This window comes from Pseudarthrobacter sp. SSS035, from assembly GCF_023273875.1.
Lineage (GTDB): Bacteria > Actinomycetota > Actinomycetes > Actinomycetales > Micrococcaceae > Arthrobacter.
This window is the reverse complement of sequence record NZ_CP096882.1, coordinates 214876-232951: the sequence shown is the minus strand read 5'-3', so window position 1 is coordinate 232951 and position 18076 is coordinate 214876. Positions and strand designations below refer to the sequence as shown.

Here is an 18076-nt window from a genome sequence, read left to right as displayed (position 1 = left end):
CTAGCGGACGCCGGGAATTTGGAAGTTGAAAACGCCGGTATCGAAGTGGTTGTAGGCCTCATAGTCCACAAGGTCATAAAGCCGCGCACGGGTGAGCATGTTCTCTACCTGTGCTGCCTGCGACCCTGTTGCCTTGATCGATTCCAGAGTACGCTCTGCTGCGCCCATGGCAATGCGCAGCAGCGTGACCGGGTAAATGACCATGTTGACGCCCACACCCTGCAGCTGGTCCACGGTGAACAGATCGCTCTTGCCGAACTCGGTCATGTTGGCAAGGATCGGCACATCGACGGCGTCGCGGATGGCCTGGAATTCGGACAGGTCCTTCATCGCTTCCGGGAAGATGGCGTCCGCACCGGCTTCCACGAGGGCCCGTGCCCGGTCCTTGGCGGCTTCGATTCCCTCCACGGCGCGGATGTCGGTCCGGGCCATGATGAGGAAGTTCGGATCACGGCGGGCATCAGCCGCGGCGCGGATGCGCTTGGTGGCCGTGTCCTGGTCCACCACGTTCTTGCCGTCCAGGTGCCCGCAGCGCTTGGGGTTGAACTGGTCTTCGATGTGGCAGCCAGCCAGTCCGGCGTTCTCCAGTTCCTGGATGCTGCGGGCCACGTTCATGGGCTCGCCGAAGCCGGTGTCCGCGTCCACCAGCGTGGGCAGGTCGGTCATGCGGGCGATCTGCCCGGCACGCGTGGCCACCTCGGTGAGGGTGGTCAGCCCAATGTCCGGCAGGCCAAGGTCATTGGCAAGCACCGCTCCGGAGACGTAAACACCGGCGAAGCCCATTTCCTCGATCAGCCGCGCCGAGAGCGGGTTAAAGGCGCCCGGGAACTGTTGGATGGTGCCGGACGCGAGCAGTTCCCGCAGCTTCAGCCGCTTCTGCTCGGGTGTCACCTTGGAGTACAGCATTTAGAACAGTCCATTCGGGGCTGCGGCCAGGTCGATGACACCCGGAGCGGCGGTGATGTTCAGCTGGTCCAGTTCGCCCGGGCCCAGGTCCGGGAGGCTTTCGGCGGCCGCGAGGAAACGCTCGATTTCCGCCTCGGCGACCACGCCGGCTGCCAGGCTGCGGAACTTGTTGATGTACTGCTGGCGGGCGAACGGCCGGGCGCCGAGCGGGTGGGCGTCGGCTACAGCGATCTGGTCGGTGATGACCGTGCCGTCGTTCAGGGTGATTTCCACGGAACCGCCGAAGGCCTTCTCGGCGATGTCCAGCGAGTGGTAGCGGCGGGTCCATTCGGGGTCTTCGACGGTGCTGACCTTGTTCCACAGCTTCACGGTGTCGGCGCGGCCGGCACGCTCAGGACTGTAGGAGTCAACGTGGTGCCAGGAGCCGTCCTGGAGTGCCACGGTGAAGATGTACGGGATGGAGTGGTCCAGGGTTTCCCGGCTGGCCGTGGGGCTGTATTTCTGCGGGTCGTTGGCGCCGGAACCGATCACGTAGTGCGTGTGGTGGCTGGTCTTGATCAGGACCGACGCCACGTTGGCCGGGTCCGTTGCCTCGGGGTGCTCGGCGTGGAGCTTGCGGGCAAGGTCGATCCAGGCCTGGGCCTGGTATTCGGCGGAGTGTTCCTTGGTGTACGTGTCCATGATGGCCCGCTTGGCTTCGCCGGCCTCGGGGAGGGGGACCTCGTAGGAGGCGTCCGGGCCGTCCAGCATCCAGGCGATCACGCCGTCTTCGCCTTCGTAGATCGGCACGGGGGAGGTCTGGCCGCGCATGGAGCGGTCCACGGCTTCCACCGCCATCTTGCCCGCGAACGCCGGTGCGTGGGCCTTCCAGGTGGAGATCTCACCCTTGCGGGACTGCCGGGTGGCGGTGGTGGTGTGCAGCGCCTGGCCGACGGACTGGAAGATCGTCTCGACGTCCAGGCCCAGGAGCGTGCCGATACCGGCGGCGGCGGACGGGCCGAGGTGCGCCACGTGGTCGATCTTGTGCTTGTGCAGGCAGATGGCCTTGACCAGGTTGACCTGGATCTCATAGCCGGTGGCAATGCCGCGTATCAGGTCCTTGCCGCTCGCGCCGACATGCTGGCCCACGGCGAGAATCGGCGGGATGTTGTCGCCCGGGTGCGAGTAGTCAGCCGCCAGAAACGTGTCATGGTAGTCAAGCTCGCGGACGGCCACACCGTTGGCCCAGGCTGCCCACTCGGGGGAGACCCGGTCCGTGATGCCGAAGACGCCGGCTCCCTTGCCGTTGGTGGTCGGTGCGTGGGTCAGCGCCTGGGCGCGGGCAGCCACGATCGGGCCGCGGTTCAGGGAGGCGATGGCCACGGAGGCGTTGTCGATGACACGGTTGATGACCATCTCGGTGACCTCGGGAGTGACCTCGACGGCGTCGGCGGCGACGACGGCGATCTTGTGCGCCAGCTGGTCTTCGCGGGGGAGGTTCTCTTCGCTCTTGTAGACGCGGACGTGGTTGAGCTTAACCATGGTGCTCCTTCTTAGTGCTGTGGGTGGGTAGCTTTGACGTGGGAAAGACTGCGGTGCAGGTGCAGGGTGGTGGCTGCCTCGGCGAGCCTGGCGTTGCCTGCGGCGATGGCCTCCGCGATGGCCGCGTGTTCGACGGCGGCCGCGTTCAGTCGCGGGGCGTCATCGGCGGCGAGGCGGCGGACCCGGACCAGATGGACACGCAGGCTGCGCATCGCCTGGGCGAGGTAGGAGTTGGAGATGGCGGCGTCGATCGCCTCATCCAACCGGCCCACCAGCGCGTAGTACTCATGCCGGGCGGGATCGGCGTCGCTGATCAGCTCCTGCGCCCGCAGGAGATCCGCGTGGAGTTTCTCAAAGACCGCGCGCTCGCCGCGTTCGGCAGCGAGGGCGGCTGCCTTGCCCTCCAGGGTTTCGCGGAGCTCGAACATCTCGTCGATGTCCTCCAGTGAGATGTCGGTGACGACGACGCCGCGGCCGCCCGCCGCCGTCGTCAGTCCTTCCGCGCTGAGCCGGCTCAGCGCCTCCCGGACGGGAGTGCGTGAGACGCCCAGGCGTTCCGACTGTTCCACTTCGGCAAGGACCGTTCCGGGTGCCAGGCGCCATTCGATAATGTCTTCGCGAAGTGTTGCGTAGGCTTTGTCGCTGGCCCGCATGGTCCCTCCCTTCAATCCGCTGCTTAGGATCAGTGTATACACGAATTGCCATTGAGCCCAGCAAACTGGCAAAAAGTCGGATTCTCGCTCCTTCTATGTATACAAATAGCTTCGGCGCCCTCGTCCAGCCCGGACCAGCGCTACAAGATGGGGCTCGTTGACCGCGCGCAAGCGGACTACAGTTGGCGCCATGCCCGGCTATGCCGTTTCCGTCCTACGGAGGTCTGCATCATGTCCCACCAAAACGATCCCGGCGCGCATGACGAGCACGGGCATCCGCATCTGATTGACCCTGAGCCGTGGGGCACCGGTGACCCCGCGGTCGAGGAAATCGTGAGGGGGGAGCCATCCACTCGGGTCCGGGTGCCCGCGGGCGTGAGCCCCCGGCTCTACAACGAGGACCTGGCACCCACCACGCGCCAGGGGCGCACCTGGCACGCCTACAGCATCTTCACGCTCTGGGCGAACGACGTGCACTCGCTGGGCAATTACGTGTTTGCCATCGGATTGTTCGCCCTGGGATTGGGCGCCTGGCAGATCATGCTCGCCTTCCTGCTCGGCGCCGTCCTGCTGTTCCTTCTCCTGAACCTTTCGGGGTTTATGGGCGAGCGGACCGGCGTGCCGTTCCCGGTCATGAGCAGGATCGCGTTCGGCATCCGGGGCTCCAATATTCCAGCCATCATCCGCGGCGCCGTGGCCGTGGCCTGGTTCGGCATCCAGACCTATCTGGCCTCGGTGGTGCTCCGGGTGCTCATCTTGGCCCTCGCACCGTCCCTGGCGCCGCTCGATACAGACTCGTTCCTCGGGCTCTCGACCCTGGGCTGGATCTCGTTCGTTGCGCTGTGGGCGATGCAGACGGTCATCGTGAGCTTCGGCATGGAGATGATCCGCAAGTACGAGGCCTTCGCTGGCCCCATCATCCTGGTCACCATGCTCGCGCTGGCCGTCTGGATGTTGGTGGAAGCCGGCGGGACCATCGCCTGGTCCACCGCCGACTCGCTGACAGGCCCGGTGATGTGGGTACGGATTTTCCAGTCGGCGGCGCTATGGGTTGTCGTTTACGGAACATTCGTGCTGAACTTCTGCGACTTCACCCGGGGTGCGCCTTCCAGGCGGTCGGTGGTCAGGGGCAACTTCTTCGGCATCCCCATCAACATGCTCTTCTTCGCCGCGATCGTCGTCGTCCTCGCCGGCGCCCAGTACAAGATCAACGGAACGGTCATCGAGTCGCCCACCGACATCGTCAACGCCATCCCGAACACGTTCCTGCTGGTGCTGGCCTGCCTGGCCCTGATCATCCTGACGGTGGCCGTGAACCTCATGGCCAACTTCGTGGCACCCATTTACACGCTGGCCCACCTTTTCCCTCGGACCCTGAACTTCCGCCGCGCAGCCATTATCTCCGCGGTGATCGGCCTGGTGATCCTGCCGTGGAACCTGTACAACTCGCCCGTGGTCATCGTCTACTTCCTCGGCGGTCTGGGGGCCCTCCTAGGACCACTGTTCGGCGTCATCATGGCCGACTACTGGCTGGTCCGTAAGGGCAGGGTCAACATTCCGGATTTGTACTCGGACTCCCCGGACGGGGCGTATGCCTACACCCGTGGCGTCAACCGGAAGGCCGTCATCGCGGGCACACCGGCCGCGATCGTCGCGCTGGTACTTGCCCTCGTCCCGGCGTTCACCTATATCTCCGGCTTCTCCTGGTTCGTCGGCGCGATCCTGGCCGCCGTCACCTACCTGCTGATCATGGACCGCCACACGCCGTTCGAGGCCGTCGACGGCGAGCACATCGCCGTCGCACCCAAGCACTGACCGGCCCCACAAGGGCAAGAGCCCCCAACGAAGGAGTTCCAATGCCACAGGCTTTGACCTCGCGGTTCCTGTTCGGTCCGGGACCGAGCAACTGCTACCCGGAAGTGACCGCCGCGTTGGCGCATCCGGTGATTGGGCACCTGGATCCGGTCTTCATTGAACGGCTCGACAACACCTGCGACGGCCTCCGCACGGTCTGGGGGACTCAGAATGCCCGCACGCTGCCCTTGAGCGTCACCGGTTCCGGCGGCATGGAAGCGGCTTTCGTGAACACCGTGGACGACGGTGATGTGGCAGTGATCGCCGTCAACGGCCTCTTCGGTGAGCGCATGTGTGAGGTGGCCCGCCGCTGCGGCGCCACCGTGGTTCGTGTAGACCACGAATGGGGCACGCCCATCGACGTCGAACGCGTGCTGACGGCCCACCCGCGACCGAAGGTGATTGCGGCCGTCCACGCCGAAACATCAACTGGCGTGCTGTCCGACGTCGCGTCGCTCGGGCAGAACAAGGGTGATGCGCTGTTAATTGTCGACGCCGTGACATCCATCGGCGGGCTGGAACTCCTTGCAGACGACTGGGGAATCGACGTCGGCTATGCCGGCACGCAGAAATGCCTCGGCGTGCCGCCGGGGCTGTCGCCCTTCACGATGTCGGGCAGGGCGTTCGAGCGACGGATCAGGAATCCCCGCTCCTGGTACCTGGACGTCGGTCTGCTCGGCGGTTACGTCGGGGCCGCCAGCGGCAGCGGCAGAACCTACCACCACACGCCGCCGGTCACTCTTATCGCCGGTCTCGAGGCGGGCTTGCAAAGAATCCTGGCCGAGGGACTGGACGCAGTCCAGGCGCGCCACCGCGCGGCAGGGGCCGCGTTGCAGGCGGGGCTCCAGGAGATGGGACTTGAGCTGTTCGCGGCCGAGGGCCACCGGCTGCCCAGCCTTACCACTGTCAAGGTCCCGGACGGCGTCGACTCCGCGGCCGTACGCCGCCATCTGCTGGAGCACTTCAGCATCGAGATTGGCTCAGGGGCGGGCAAGTACACTTCCAGCATCTGGCGGATCGGAATGATGGGCCCGAACGCAAACGCCGCATCAGTGACTCTGGCGCTGGGGGCCCTCAAGGAAGCCATCTCCGCTGCCTAGCCACACACTCTGTAGTATCAGGGCCGCTTCCAGCCGTATTCGTTCTCCGGCCGGCCGGGCGTGCCGTAGCGGGGCGCCCGGGAAACGCGGCCGGCGTCGGCGAGGTATTCGAGGTAGCGCCTGGCGGTCACGCGGGACATGCCCAGGGCGGCCATGACTTCCGTAGCTGAAACAGATTCCGAATGCTGTTTCAGGTACGCCTGGACCGAGTCGAGAGTGGAGACTGAGAGGCCCTTGGGCAGGGGCAATTCCGACGGCGCCCGGAGGCTTGCGAAGGCCTGGTCCACCTCGCTCTGGGAGGCGCCGGTCCTGCCGGCACCGGCCTCCGGGGAAGCCAGTTGCTGCCGGAACAGCCGGTAGCTGGAGAGCTTGTCTTCGAACGTGGCAAACGTGAAGGGCTTGATCAGGTACTGGACCACGCCGATGGCGACGGCGCTGCGGACGATCGCCACTTCCCGGACCGCGGTGATGGCAATGATGTCCGCCAGGATTCCTGCCGCACGCATCCGCCGGGCGATGTCCAGGCCATGCAGGTCCGGAAGGTTCATGTCGAGGAGGACCAGTTCCACCGGCTGGCCGGCGGCCGCCAGATCCGTCAGGAGCCTGAGCGCGGACTGGCCGTCAGGGGCCGTTCCGGCAACAGTGAACCCTGCCATCCTCCCCACATAGGCCGCGTGCGCGGCCGAGGCCACCGGTTCGTCCTCCACCACGAGGACGCGGATATCGGTCACTGGAACTGCTCCTCTTTGTCGGTCCCGCCGGCCAGGGCCGGCAGGAAGACATGGAAGCGTGCGCCGTCCTTGCCTGTGATGGTCATGGTACCGTCCAGGCGCTGCACGGCCTGGCGGACGAGGGCCAGGCCAATGCCGCGTCCGAACGGACCGGAGGCCTTGGTGCTGAAGCCGTGCCGGAAAATGTCCTCCACGGCGGCGGGGTCCACGCCGGGGCCGGAATCCGCCACAGTGATGTCCAGGCCCTCGGCATCGGACTCCACGGTCAGCTCCACCCTCCTGGGCGCCGCGCCATCCGCGGCGGCGTCGATCGCGTTGTCCAGTAGATTTCCCAAGATGGTGACAAGGTCCTGGACAGCCAGGCCGGCAACGGACGCGGACCCCTCGGTGGAGAGCGTCAGCTTTACTCCGCGCTCATTCGCTTCGGCGGCCTTCCCCATGATCAGGGCGCTGAGGACCGGCTCGTCCACGGAACTCACCATCTCGTCGGTCAGCTGCTGGCTCAGTTCGAGATCCTTGGTGGCGAATTCCAGGGCCTCCCGGGTTCGGCCCAGCTCCAGCAGGGAAACCATGGTGTGCAGCCGGTTGGCGTGCTCGTGGGTCTGGGCGCGGAGGGCGTCGGACAGCGTCCGCATCGTTTCGAGTTCACTGCCCAGCGATTCGATCTCCGTCCGGTCGCGGATGGTGGCCACGGTGCCGAACACCGAGGGGCGGCGGAGGCCCGGGGAGTCGGGCCCGACGGCCGGGCCCTGGTTCACCACCACGATCCGCGGGCCCGTCAGGTGGATTTCGTCGTGGGCAGTGCGGCCGGATTCAAAGAGCTCCTTCAGGCTGGGGGCCAGCGGGAGGTCCGTCAGGGAGGGCGGCCGGGACGGATCGTCTTCCGAATCGCGCGGCTCCAGTCCCAGCAGCTCGGCGGCCTGGTCGTTGTACATCACCACCCGGCCCCTGGTGTCGATCAGGATCAGCCCCTCACGCACGGAATGCAGGACCGATTCGTAGTAGGCGAACAGCTGCGCCAGCTGCTCCGGCCCCCACCCCCTGGTCACGCGGCGCAGGTAGCGGCCCAACAGCCAGGACGCCAGGGATCCGCCCACGAGCAGGGCCAGGCCGAGGACCAGCAGTGCGGGCAGCCGGCCGGAAAGTGCCACGTCAACCGTCCGGACCGTGACGCCGGCGGCAACCAGCGCCTTGACGTTCCCCGCGGCATCCCTGACCGGAACAACAGTCCGCACCGACGGCCCCAGCGTTCCTGCTGTGACCTCGGTGAAGACTTCGCCACGCAGCGACGCCTCGATGGAGCCGATGTACGGCCTGCCCAGCTCCTCGTCCCGGGGGTGCGTCCACCGCGTTCTGTCCGGCGCCATGATGGTGAGGAAGTCCGCTCCGGATCCGGCCATGACGTCCAGGGCGTAGGGCTGGAGCAACGCCGACGGATCCGTATGGTCCGCAGCCTGGAGGACCAGGGGATTGGCGGCGACGGCGGCAGCAACACCCGTCATCCGCCGGCCGGCTTCCTCATAGCTCCGGTCCCTGGCATCGACGAAGGTGGCGGTGCCGGCCACCGCAATGAAGGCCAGCACAATGAGCAGATTCGCCACGAACAGCCTGCGGGCGATACTCCAGCGGTGGAACATCAAGCACCTCCCATGACCAATATGAACGCAACAGTGAGCTAAGTCACGGTGTGGCCAATGATGGATATCACACCGGACCGACGCGATGAGCCCAGAGAATGCGCCGCAGCGTCTACCAGATTATCCATAAGGAGACACATCATGGCTTCTCAACGAGGAGAGTCGCTCGGCACCGTGAAGACGCGGCGCAAGGGCCTGGACAAATCCCACTACCTTTACATTGCCGTTATTGCCGCCGTGATCCTGGGCGCCGTCGTCGGCCTGCTGTTCCCCGAGGTCGGCAAATCACTGAAGCCCCTCGGTGATGGCTTTATCAAGCTCATCAAAATGATGATTGCACCGATCATCTTCTGCACCATCGTCCTGGGCATCGGCTCCATTGCCAAAGCCGCAACGGTCGGCAAGGTGGGCGGCCTGGCCCTGGGCTACTTTGTGCTCATGTCAACCTTCGCCCTGGGCATCGGCCTGGTGGTAGGCAACCTCATCCACCCGGGTGAGGGTTTGAAGCTGGCGGCGTACGACCCCAACAAAAAGGCCGAAGTGGACAGCACAGTTGCTTTCCTCCTGGGCATTATTCCGGGCGACATTCCCGTTCTGCCCACACTCTTCGCCGCCATCCTCGTAGGCTTCGCCCTCCAGAAGATGGGCGCGCAGGGTGCTCCTGTCCTCAAAGCCATCGGCCACGGCCAGGTAGTTGTGTTCAGGATCCTCATCATGATCATGTGGCTTGCTCCGGTGGGCGCCTTCGGTGCCATCGCCGCCGTCGTCGGAGCTACCGGTTTCCAGGCAATCGTGAGCATGTTCACCCTCATGGCCGCCTTCTACATCACCTGCGCCCTCTTCATCGTGGTGATCCTCGGCGGCCTGCTGCAGATGGTGACCGGCGTCAACATCTTCAAGCTGATGAAGTACCTGGGCCGCGAATACCTCCTGATCTTCTCCACCTCCTCTTCCGAAGCAGCGCTGCCACGCCTGATCGCCAAGATGGAGCACTTGGGTGTGTCCAAGCCGGTCGTTGGCGTCACCGTACCCACGGGATACTCCTTCAACCTGGACGGCACCGCCATCTACCTGACCATGGCGTCACTGTTCGTCGCCAACGCGATGGGAACCCCGCTGGATCTCGGCGCCCAGTTGTCGCTGCTGATCTTCATGATCATCGCCTCCAAGGGTGCAGCCGGTGTCACCGGTGCAGGCCTGGCCACGCTGGCCGCCGGCCTGCAGGCCCACAAGCCGGAGCTACTTGGCGGCGTCGGCATGATCGTCGGAATCGACCGCTTTATGTCTGAAGCCCGCGCCCTGACCAACTTCACGGGCAACGCTGTAGCCACCCTCCTGATCGGCACCTGGGTCAAGGAAATCGACAACAAGCAGGTGGGAGACGTTCTCTCGGGTCAGGCTCCGTTCGACGAGCAGACGATGATCGCCGGACATGGCGAGCCGGAAGCCAAGGCTCCGAAGGAGCCGGTGCTGGCCAACGCCTAACGCGGCACTGAATCTGACCAAGCTGCGGACCGCCCGCACAGCCCCGGCTGTGCGGGCGGTTCCTGCGTGCGGCAGGCTAACCTTCGACCTCTACCAGAAGGTCAAGGCTCAGAATCAGCGCAAAGTCAAGTTCCCTCGAATACCGTGTCGGGGCCTGTAGCCTAGGTGGAAAGCAGGATCGGCGCTGGAGTTCCAGCGGCAGGAAAATCACCGTCATCGAAAGTGTGGATAGATACGTGAGCAGCGAACAGGGTTCGGCAACTCTGGAAGGCACGGAACTCGATCTGGAAGACGCCGTGATGGGTCCCACCGGGCGCCCCCACCGCGAATTTCCGGAACCCGCTCCGCTGTCGTCCCACGGTCCCGCGCGCGTGATCGCCATGGTCAACCAAAAGGGCGGCGTTGGCAAGACCACATCCACCATCAACCTGGCAGCGGCCCTTGCTGAATACGGCCGCAGGGTGCTGCTGGTTGACTTCGACCCGCAGGGCGCGCTGTCCGCGGGCCTGGGCATCAACCCGCACGAACTGGACCTGACGGTCTACAACGTCCTCATGGACCGCAAGGTGGACATCCGCGACGCCATCCACCAGACCGGCGTCGAAAACGTCGACCTGCTGCCGGCCAACATCGACCTCTCCGCCGCAGAAGTGCAGCTGGTCAATGAAGTCGCCCGTGAGCAGGTCCTGGACAGGGCGCTGAAAAAAGTCGAAGACGATTACGACGTCGTCCTGATTGACTGCCAGCCCTCCCTGGGCCTGCTGACGGTCAACGCCCTGACCGCCGCCCACGGCGTGATCATCCCGCTCATCTGCGAGTTTTTCGCGCTCCGTGCGGTAGCCCTGCTGGTGGAAACCATCGACAAGGTCCAGGACAGGCTGAACCCCGGCCTGCAGGTTGATGGTGTCCTGGCCACCATGTACGACGCCCGCACGCTCCACAGCCGCGAAGTCATCACCCGCCTGGTGGAAGCCTTCGGCGACAAAGTCTTCGAGACCGTCATCAAACGCTCCATCAAGTTCGCTGACGCCACCGTCGCGGCCGAGCCGATCACCAGCTACGCCGGCAGCCACATCGGCGCCGATGCCTACCGCCGCCTGGCCAAAGAGCTGATTTCGCGCGGCGGCGCACCCTAAACACGCCGTGGCCGAGTCCAAACCCGGCTTTGAGGTGCGGCTTGCCAACTTCGCCGGCCCGTTCGACCTCCTGCTGGGCCTGATCGCCAAGCACCAGCTGGACATCACCGAGGTGGCCATTGCCACCGTCACTGATGAGTTCATCAAGTACATCAGGAAGCTCCGGAAGCTCGGCGAGGAATGGGCGCTGGATGAAGCCAGCGAATTCCTGGTCATCGCCGCCACCCTCCTGGATCTCAAGGCCGCAAGGCTCCTGCCCGCCGGTGAAGTCGAGGACGACGAGGACATCGCCCTACTGGAAGCGCGGGACCTCCTTTTTGCGAGGCTCCTCCAATACAAGGCGTTCAAACAGGTGGCAGCCCTGATGGCCGGAACCCTGGAACAGGAAGCCAGCCGGTTTCCGCGTCAGGTTGCCTTGGAGGAGCACGTTGCCGCCATGCTCCCGGAACTGGTGTGGAAGCACACCCCGGACCAGTTCGCCCGCCTGGCCGAGTCCGCCCTGAAGGCCAAGACGCCGCGGCCCACCGAGGTGGGCCTTGCCCACCTGCATGGCGGTACCGTCAGCGTGAAGGAACAGGCGGAGATCCTGGGGCTCCGGCTCCAGTTGGGGAAGCCCCTGACTTTCCGCGCGCTGATCGCCGACGCCGATTCCACGCTCGTAGTGGTGGCCAGGTTCCTCGCGTTGCTGGAGATGTTCCGGGACAGGGCAGTCTCCTTCGACCAGGTGTCGCCGCTGGGCGATCTCACCGTCCACTGGACGCTGGATGGCCGGGACTGGTCAACAGAAAACCTAAGCGAAGAATACGAGGAACTGTCGTGAGCCAAGAACTTCCGGAGCCTGGGACGGAGCCGGGCACGGACGTCCGGGATCTGCCCGGCGGTGCCAAGGCTGCACTTGAGGCGGTCCTGATGGTCCTGGACCAACCGGCCAGCGCTACTGAGCTGGCTGCCGGGCTTAACCTGACCGTCGCCGTAGTCGAGCAGTTGCTGGCGGAACTGCAGCGGGAGTATAGCGGCTATACTGTTAAAGCCCCGGACATGGACCGTGCCAGCGATGCTGGTTTCAGCGCCAGCCCCCGGGGTTTCGAATTGCGGAACATCGCCGGTGGCTGGCGGATCTACTCCCGCGCAGACTTCGCCGAGATCGTCGGACGGTTTGTGCTTGAGGGTCAGACGGCCAGGCTCACGCAGGCAGCCTTGGAAACACTGGCTGTCATCGCATACCGCCAGCCTGTCTCCAGGGCCAGGGTGTCTGCAATCCGAGGAGTCAATGTCGATTCTGTCGTACGGACATTGACCCAGCGCGGGCTGATCGAAGATTCGGGACACGATCCCGAGTCGGGAGCCATCCTCTACCGGACCACGTCGTATTTCCTGGAACGGATGGGAATCAGCTCCGTAGCGGAACTGCCCCAGCTCTCACCCCATCTTCCGGGGCTCGAGGGCATCGCGGAGTTCTACGACGCCGACAGAATGTAGGCGGGAAATCCCGCATGCACATACGAATATTCATAAGAGCAGATAATTTCTGCGTGGCTGGCTAGGGTTGTTCTTGGACAACCAGCCGGCCAAATAACGAAGGACGGGTCATGACACAGGCGGGACGCCAGGGTTCACCACGTAACAGTTCGGGACGCAACAGTTCAGAACGCAATGCCGGACAGGGCGGCGCAAGCCGTAATCCTGCACAGGGCGGCAGCGGCCGCCCCAGCGCGGCGGGCGGCGGATTCCGCGCCGGCGCCGGCAAGCGCAACGCCGGATTCGGCGGCGGCGGAGACCGCCCGTACAAGGCCCCTAGGCCGCGCGAGGAGCCATTTGTCGATCCCGGCGATGCTCCGGCGACGCCGCCGGCCGGCCGCGGTGCCTCCGACTGGAAGCCCGCCGGCAGCACATCAGCGCGCAAGCCTGCCGCCCGCAAGCCGGGCGCCAACAAGGCTCCCGGCACTCCGGGCGCACTCAAGCCCAAGCCGCGCACCGGCAGGCCCGGGGCGGCGGCGTCACGCGCCTTCGGCAGCGAACGGTTTGGCCAGAACCTTGGCCCCGTGCGGAAGCCTGCCCGCAAGCGTGGACCCCGCGGTGACGTTCAGCAGTCGGAAATGCACGACGCCGACGGCACCCGCCTGCAGAAGGTCATGGCCCAGGCCGGCGTGGCTTCGCGCCGCGTCTGCGAAGAGATGATCGCCGAAGGCCGGGTAGAAGTCGACGGCCAGGTGGTCACTGAGCTTGGTGTCCGCGTGGACCCCAAGACAGCGGTCATCCACGTTGATGGCCTGCGCATCCAGCTGGATGAAAACCTCGTGTACATGGTCTTCAACAAGCCCAAGGGCGTGGTGTCCACCATGGAAGACCCCGATGGCCGTCCCTGCATCAGCGATTTTGTGCGGAAGACCCACCAGGGCGAACGCCTGTTCCACGTGGGCCGGCTGGACGTCGCCACCGAAGGTCTGCTGCTGCTGACGAACGACGGCGAACTGGCCAACCGGCTGACCCACCCGTCCTACGAGGTCCCCAAGACCTACCTGGTCCAGGTCCGCGGCCCGTTCCCGCAGGGAGTTGGCGCCCAGCTCCGGGAAGGTGTGGAACTCGAGGATGGTTTTGCCTCGGTTGACTCCTTCAAGCTGGTGGACTCGACTCCGGGCCACGTGCTGATCGAAGTGATCCTGCACTCGGGCAAGAACCGGATTGTCCGTCGCCTGTTCGACGCCGTCGGGTTCCCGGTCCTGCGGCTGGTGCGCGTCAAGGTGGGTCCCATTGGCCTGGGCGACCAGCGCCAGGGCAGCATCCGCAACCTTGGCAAGCAGGAAGTCGGCCACCTGCTGGCATCCGTAGGACTCTGAGGCATGTCCGCATTTCGCTCCCACGGGCGGGGGCACCTCAATGGGCCGGTCGTGGTGATTGGCACCGGCCTGCTCGGTGCCAGCATCGGGCTGGGCCTGCGTGGGCGCGGCGTGCCCGTGTTCCTGTCTGACCCGTCGCCGACCAACCAGGCGGTGGCCGTCGACATCGGTGCCGGCCAGCCCCTGGACCAGCTTGGGGACGGGGCGCCGGAGCTTGTGGTGGTGGCAGCACCGCCGGACGTGACCGCCGACGTCGTGGCCCGTGCGCTTGCCGACTACCCGGATTCCGTGGTGGTTGACATCGCCAGCGTCAAGGCCGCCATCCTGGCGGAGTTGGGCGGCCGCGGCGCGGACCTCGCCCGCTATGTGGGCACGCATCCGATGGCAGGGCGCGAAAAGTCCGGGCCGGTTGCGGCCCGCGGCGAGCTCTTCACGTCCATGCCGTGGGTGGTTTGTCCGGGCCCGGAGTCATCCGCGGCTGCCGTGCAGACTGCGCGTTCCCTGGCCACGGACCTGGGAGCTGTGGTTTCCCAGTTCACTGCCGACGAACACGACGAAGCTGTGGCCTTGGTGTCGCACCTGCCCCAGATCATGTCCTCGCTGCTGGCCAGCCGGCTGCAGGGGACGCCGCTTCACGCGTTGTCCCTCGCCGGCAACGGGCTGCGGGACGTCACGCGGATCGCCGCCAGCGATCCCACGCTGTGGGTCCAGATCCTGGGCGGCAACGCGGGGAAGGTCGTGGAGATCCTTTATGGAGTCCGCGAGGACCTGAACCGGCTCATCGGCACGCTGGAGGAACCGTTGGCGCTGGGCGCCAGGCTTGACCTGGCCCAGCTGATCAGCGAAGGCAATGCAGGGCAGGCCCGTATTCCGGGCAAGCACGGTGGCCCGCCGCAGGCCTACTCCTGGCTGACGGTGCTCGTCGATGACCGGCCGGGACAGATCGCGCAGCTCCTCACCGAAATCGGTGAGATCGGCGTGAACGTGGAGGACCTTCGGCTGGACCATTCCTCGGGCCAGAACGTGGGCATGGTGGAACTGTCCGTGCTGCCGAACAAGCATGACCATCTGATCGAAGCACTCAACGACCGCGGATGGCGGGTATTGCAGTAATGACACAAGAACTTCTTGACACCCTTCCGGCCTTGCGCGTCGGCAGGCCTTTAGTGGTTGCCATCGACGGGCCTTCAGGCTCCGGCAAGTCCAGCGTGAGCAAGGAAGTGGCCCGCCGGCTGCACCTTGCCTACCTGGACACCGGCGCCATGTACCGGGCCCTGACCTGGTTCTGCGTCACCAGCGGAATTGACCTCAGTGACGCCGCCGCCGTGGAACAGGCTTCTAGGGACCTGGTCCTGGAACTGAGCACCACGCCGCGGGAGGAATACGTCCGCGTGAACGGCACCGACGTCACGGACGCCATCCGTGAACCGGCAATTTCGTCGGCGGTCAGTGCGGTGGCCACCACCCTGGGTGCCCGGACCGAACTGATCCGCCGGCAGCGTGAGCTTATTGAAAAGCACCACCGCCGCATCGTGGTGGAGGGCCGGGACATCACTACCGTCGTGGCCCCGGGCGCGGAAGTCCGCATGTTGCTGACTGCCAGTGAGGAGGCCCGGCTTCGCCGCCGCGGCATCCAGCTGGGCGGCACGCAGGATGCGGAGCAGCTCGCCGCCCAGGTCACCCACCGTGACGCCAAGGATTCCACGGTGGTGAACTTCACCCAGGCTGCTGACGGTGTTGTCACCCTGGATTCTTCCGATCTGGACTTCGCCGAGACGGTAGACGCGGCGCTCGTGATCGTCACGAAGGTGCTTAACCGTGACTGACCGCGGCGTGCGGCTTCCCTCCGGCCTGACCATGACCTGGAGCCGGCCCGTCGGCTGGCTCCTGGACCACGTGGTGTACCGGACGTCCGTCACTGGCCGGGACCACGTGCCTACAGGCGGGCCGGTGATTTTTGCCGGCAACCACATCAGTTTCCTGGACGGGCCGGTGATGTTCGGCGCGTCGCCGCGTCCCATGCACATCCTGGTCAAGAAGGAGATGTTCAAGGGCTTGCTGGGTGGGGTCCTTCGGGCCTCCGGCCAGCTGCCGGTTGACCGCTCCGGGGACCGGGCTGCGCTGCTGCTGGGCAAGAACATGCTCGACGCCGGCCGGTGCATCGGGATTCTTCCGGAAGGAACCCGGGGGAGCGGCCAGGCAACAGGCATCAACAACGGGGTGGCCTGGCTGGCGCTTAACTCGGGCGCCCCCGTGGTTCCCGTGGCCATCCTCGGCACCCGGACGGGCAACGAACACCTCGACACCGTACCCAGGCCGGGGCGGCGGTTCCACGTCAGCTTCGGCAACGCACTGACCCTCAGCCGCAACCCCGGCGAAACGGGCCGTGCTTCAATGGACAGGGCGGGAATGGAAATCCGCGCTGCGCTTGCGGGGCACGTCCAGGAGACCATCCAACACAGTGGGCAGCCTTTGCCCCACGCGGATTTCCGCACGAACTTCACAGCAGTAGCCGGGACGCCGGCAGATGACCACTAAGGAAAGTGCAATGAGCGATACGACTCAAACCTCCAGCCACTCCGGCGCCGGCGAAGATGAATACACGCCCACCGGCACGGACCAGGTAGCCGAGCGGCTGGCCGCCATCGACGACGACGAAGCGGAGATGCGTGCCGCGTCGCTCCGCGCCGGCTTGGACGACTACGAGCTCGACGAGGAAGACGCCGCCCTGCTGAGCGGGAACTACGACGACGAGGACTTTGACGGACCGGTCAAGCTCGATCCCGTGCTTGCCATCATCGGCCGTCCCAACGTGGGCAAATCCACCCTTGTGAACCGTATCCTGGGCCGCCGCGAAGCCGTGGTCGAGGATACCCCCGGCGTAACGCGGGACCGGGTGATGTACTCGGCACACTGGAACGGGCGCAACTTCACGTTGGTGGACACCGGCGGCTGGGAGCACGATGCCCGCGGCATCCACGCCCGGGTGGCCGAACAGGCGGAAATGGCCGTGGAAATGGCCGACGCCGTGCTCTTCGTCGTCGACTCCGCGGTGGGCGCCACCGCGACGGACGAGGGCGTTATGAAGATGCTCCGCCGCAGCAAGAAGCCGGTCATCATGGTGGCCAACAAGGTGGACGACTTCGCGCAGGAAGCGGACTCCGCCACCCTGTGGGGCCTCGGCTTCGGCGAGCCTTACCCCGTTTCCGCCCTGCACGGACGCGGCGTTGCCGACCTCCTGGACCACGTGATGGACACGCTGCCGGAGTTCTCCACGATTGAGGGCCTGGAACGCTCGGGCGGACCCCGCCGCATCGCACTGATCGGCCGCCCGAACGTGGGCAAGTCATCACTGCTGAACAAGCTGGCAGGCTCCGAGCGTGTGGTAGTGGACAACACCGCCGGCACCACGCGTGATCCGGTGGATGAGTTCATCGAACTCGGCGACCGCACCTGGCGCTTTGTGGACACGGCGGGCATCCGCCGCCGCCAGCACATGGCGCAGGGCGCCGACTACTACGCCTCCCTCAGAACGCAGGCCGCGCTCGAGAAGGCGGAGGTCGCCGTCGTTCTTCTCGCCGTTGATGAAGTCCTCAGCGAGCAGGACGTCCGCATCCTGCAGCTGGCCATCGAGTCGGGCCGCGCCCTGGTGCTGGCCTTCAACAAATGGGACCTGCTCGACGACGAACGCCGCACCTACCTGGAGCGCGAAATCGAACAGGACCTGGCCCACGTGGCCTGGGCGCCCCGGGTCAACATTTCCGCGCTGACCGGCTGGCACAAGGACCGCCTGGTCCCCGCCCTGGACCTGGCCCTGGAGAACTGGGACCGGCGCATCCCCACCGGCAAGCTCAATGCCTTCCTCGGCGAGCTTGTGGCGGCGCACCCGCACCCGGTCCGCGGCGGCAAGCAGCCGCGTATCCTGTACGGCACACAGGCGTCCAGCCGGCCGCCGAAGTTTGTGCTGTTCACCACCGGGTTCCTCGACCCGGGCTACCGCCGGTTCATCACCCGCAGGCTCCGCGAAACGTTCGGTTTCGAGGGCACGCCCATCGAGGTCAACATGCGCGTCCGCGAAAAGCGTGGCAAGAAGCGTTAATTAGGACACACCGGGGGCGTGCAGGCGGCAAAGTGTCACTTGCACCCTCCGGAATCGTGTAAGCTTTTCAAGGTGGTTCGGCCGGACTGCTGAGTTGAAATCCTGGCTAACATCAGG

At 65.6% G+C, this 18076-nt stretch carries 15 protein-coding genes and 1 pseudogene; 11 read left to right on the top strand and 5 right to left on the bottom strand.

Going from position 1 to position 18076, the window contains the following annotated elements; genetic code table 11:
- From prpB to MUN23_RS01070, 3 genes and pseudogenes are all read right to left on the bottom strand, one after another.
- Complete coding sequence (gene prpB / locus MUN23_RS01080) at positions 1-906, bottom strand: methylisocitrate lyase (RefSeq protein ID WP_248761700.1); 906 nt, start codon at positions 904-906, stop codon at positions 1-3.
- Entirely contained in the window at positions 907-2427 is a 1521-nt protein-coding gene (locus MUN23_RS01075) for an MmgE/PrpD family protein (protein WP_248761699.1), read from the bottom strand.
- Positions 2420-3080, bottom strand: a pseudogene (locus MUN23_RS01070) (GntR family transcriptional regulator). The gene MUN23_RS01075 and the pseudogene MUN23_RS01070 overlap by 8 nt, the downstream one beginning before the upstream one ends.
- Positions 3081-3311: 231 nt before the next feature.
- Between MUN23_RS01070 and MUN23_RS01065 the strand changes: the two are divergent.
- Both MUN23_RS01065 and MUN23_RS01060 read left to right on the top strand, forming a co-directional pair.
- A complete protein-coding gene (locus MUN23_RS01065) occupies positions 3312-4895 on the top strand; it encodes an NCS1 family nucleobase:cation symporter-1 (protein ID WP_248761698.1) in 1584 nt (527 codons plus the stop codon).
- Between the two features lie 41 nt (positions 4896-4936).
- Complete coding sequence (locus MUN23_RS01060; protein ID WP_248761697.1) at positions 4937-6034, top strand: alanine--glyoxylate aminotransferase family protein; 1098 nt, start codon at positions 4937-4939, stop codon at positions 6032-6034.
- Between the two features lie 17 nt (positions 6035-6051).
- Here the strand turns inward: MUN23_RS01060 and MUN23_RS01055 are convergent, their stop codons facing one another.
- Both MUN23_RS01055 and MUN23_RS01050 read right to left on the bottom strand, forming a co-directional pair.
- Positions 6052-6765 carry a response regulator gene (locus MUN23_RS01055; RefSeq protein ID WP_056342355.1) on the bottom strand — a complete coding sequence of 238 codons (714 nt, stop codon included), beginning with the start codon at positions 6763-6765 and terminating at the stop codon, positions 6052-6054.
- Positions 6762-8402 (bottom strand): sensor histidine kinase, encoded by a 1641-nt coding sequence (locus tag MUN23_RS01050; RefSeq protein WP_248761696.1) that lies wholly within the window; start codon positions 8400-8402, stop codon positions 6762-6764. The genes MUN23_RS01055 and MUN23_RS01050 overlap by 4 nt, the downstream gene beginning before the upstream one ends.
- A 141-nt stretch (positions 8403-8543) precedes the next feature.
- Here MUN23_RS01050 and MUN23_RS01045 point away from each other — a divergent pair, with 141 nt between their 5' ends.
- From MUN23_RS01045 to der, 9 genes are all read left to right on the top strand, one after another.
- Complete coding sequence (locus MUN23_RS01045) at positions 8544-9887, top strand: cation:dicarboxylate symporter family transporter (protein WP_248761694.1); 1344 nt, start codon at positions 8544-8546, stop codon at positions 9885-9887.
- Between the two features lie 236 nt (positions 9888-10123).
- Positions 10124-11023, top strand: a complete 900-nt coding sequence (locus MUN23_RS01040) for a ParA family protein (RefSeq protein WP_056342349.1) — start codon at positions 10124-10126, stop codon at positions 11021-11023.
- A 7-nt stretch (positions 11024-11030) separates the two neighbouring features.
- Positions 11031-11843, top strand: a complete 813-nt coding sequence (locus MUN23_RS01035) for a ScpA family protein (RefSeq protein ID WP_248761692.1) — start codon at positions 11031-11033, stop codon at positions 11841-11843.
- The gene (locus MUN23_RS01030) at positions 11840-12502 is read left to right on the top strand and encodes an SMC-Scp complex subunit ScpB (RefSeq protein WP_256468678.1); all 663 of its coding nucleotides are present in this window, start codon (positions 11840-11842) and stop codon (positions 12500-12502) included. The genes MUN23_RS01035 and MUN23_RS01030 overlap by 4 nt, the downstream gene beginning before the upstream one ends.
- Positions 12503-12612: 110 nt before the next feature.
- The gene (locus MUN23_RS01025) at positions 12613-13860 is read left to right on the top strand and encodes a pseudouridine synthase (RefSeq protein WP_248761690.1); all 1248 of its coding nucleotides are present in this window, start codon (positions 12613-12615) and stop codon (positions 13858-13860) included.
- Positions 13861-13863: 3 nt separating this feature from the next.
- Complete coding sequence (locus MUN23_RS01020) at positions 13864-14973, top strand: prephenate dehydrogenase (protein ID WP_248761689.1); 1110 nt, start codon at positions 13864-13866, stop codon at positions 14971-14973.
- Positions 14973-15686, top strand: a complete 714-nt coding sequence (cmk, locus tag MUN23_RS01015) for a (d)CMP kinase (protein WP_248761688.1) — start codon at positions 14973-14975, stop codon at positions 15684-15686. The genes MUN23_RS01020 and cmk overlap by 1 nt, the downstream gene beginning before the upstream one ends.
- A 31-nt stretch (positions 15687-15717) precedes the next feature.
- Positions 15718-16398 carry a 1-acyl-sn-glycerol-3-phosphate acyltransferase gene (locus tag MUN23_RS01010; RefSeq protein ID WP_248763950.1) on the top strand — a complete coding sequence of 227 codons (681 nt, stop codon included), beginning with the start codon at positions 15718-15720 and terminating at the stop codon, positions 16396-16398.
- Between the two features lie 10 nt (positions 16399-16408).
- Positions 16409-17959: a ribosome biogenesis GTPase Der gene (gene der / locus MUN23_RS01005; RefSeq protein WP_141140079.1), complete on the top strand. Its 1551-nt coding sequence runs from the start codon at positions 16409-16411 to the stop codon at positions 17957-17959.
- Positions 17960-18076: the final 117 nt, after the last annotated feature.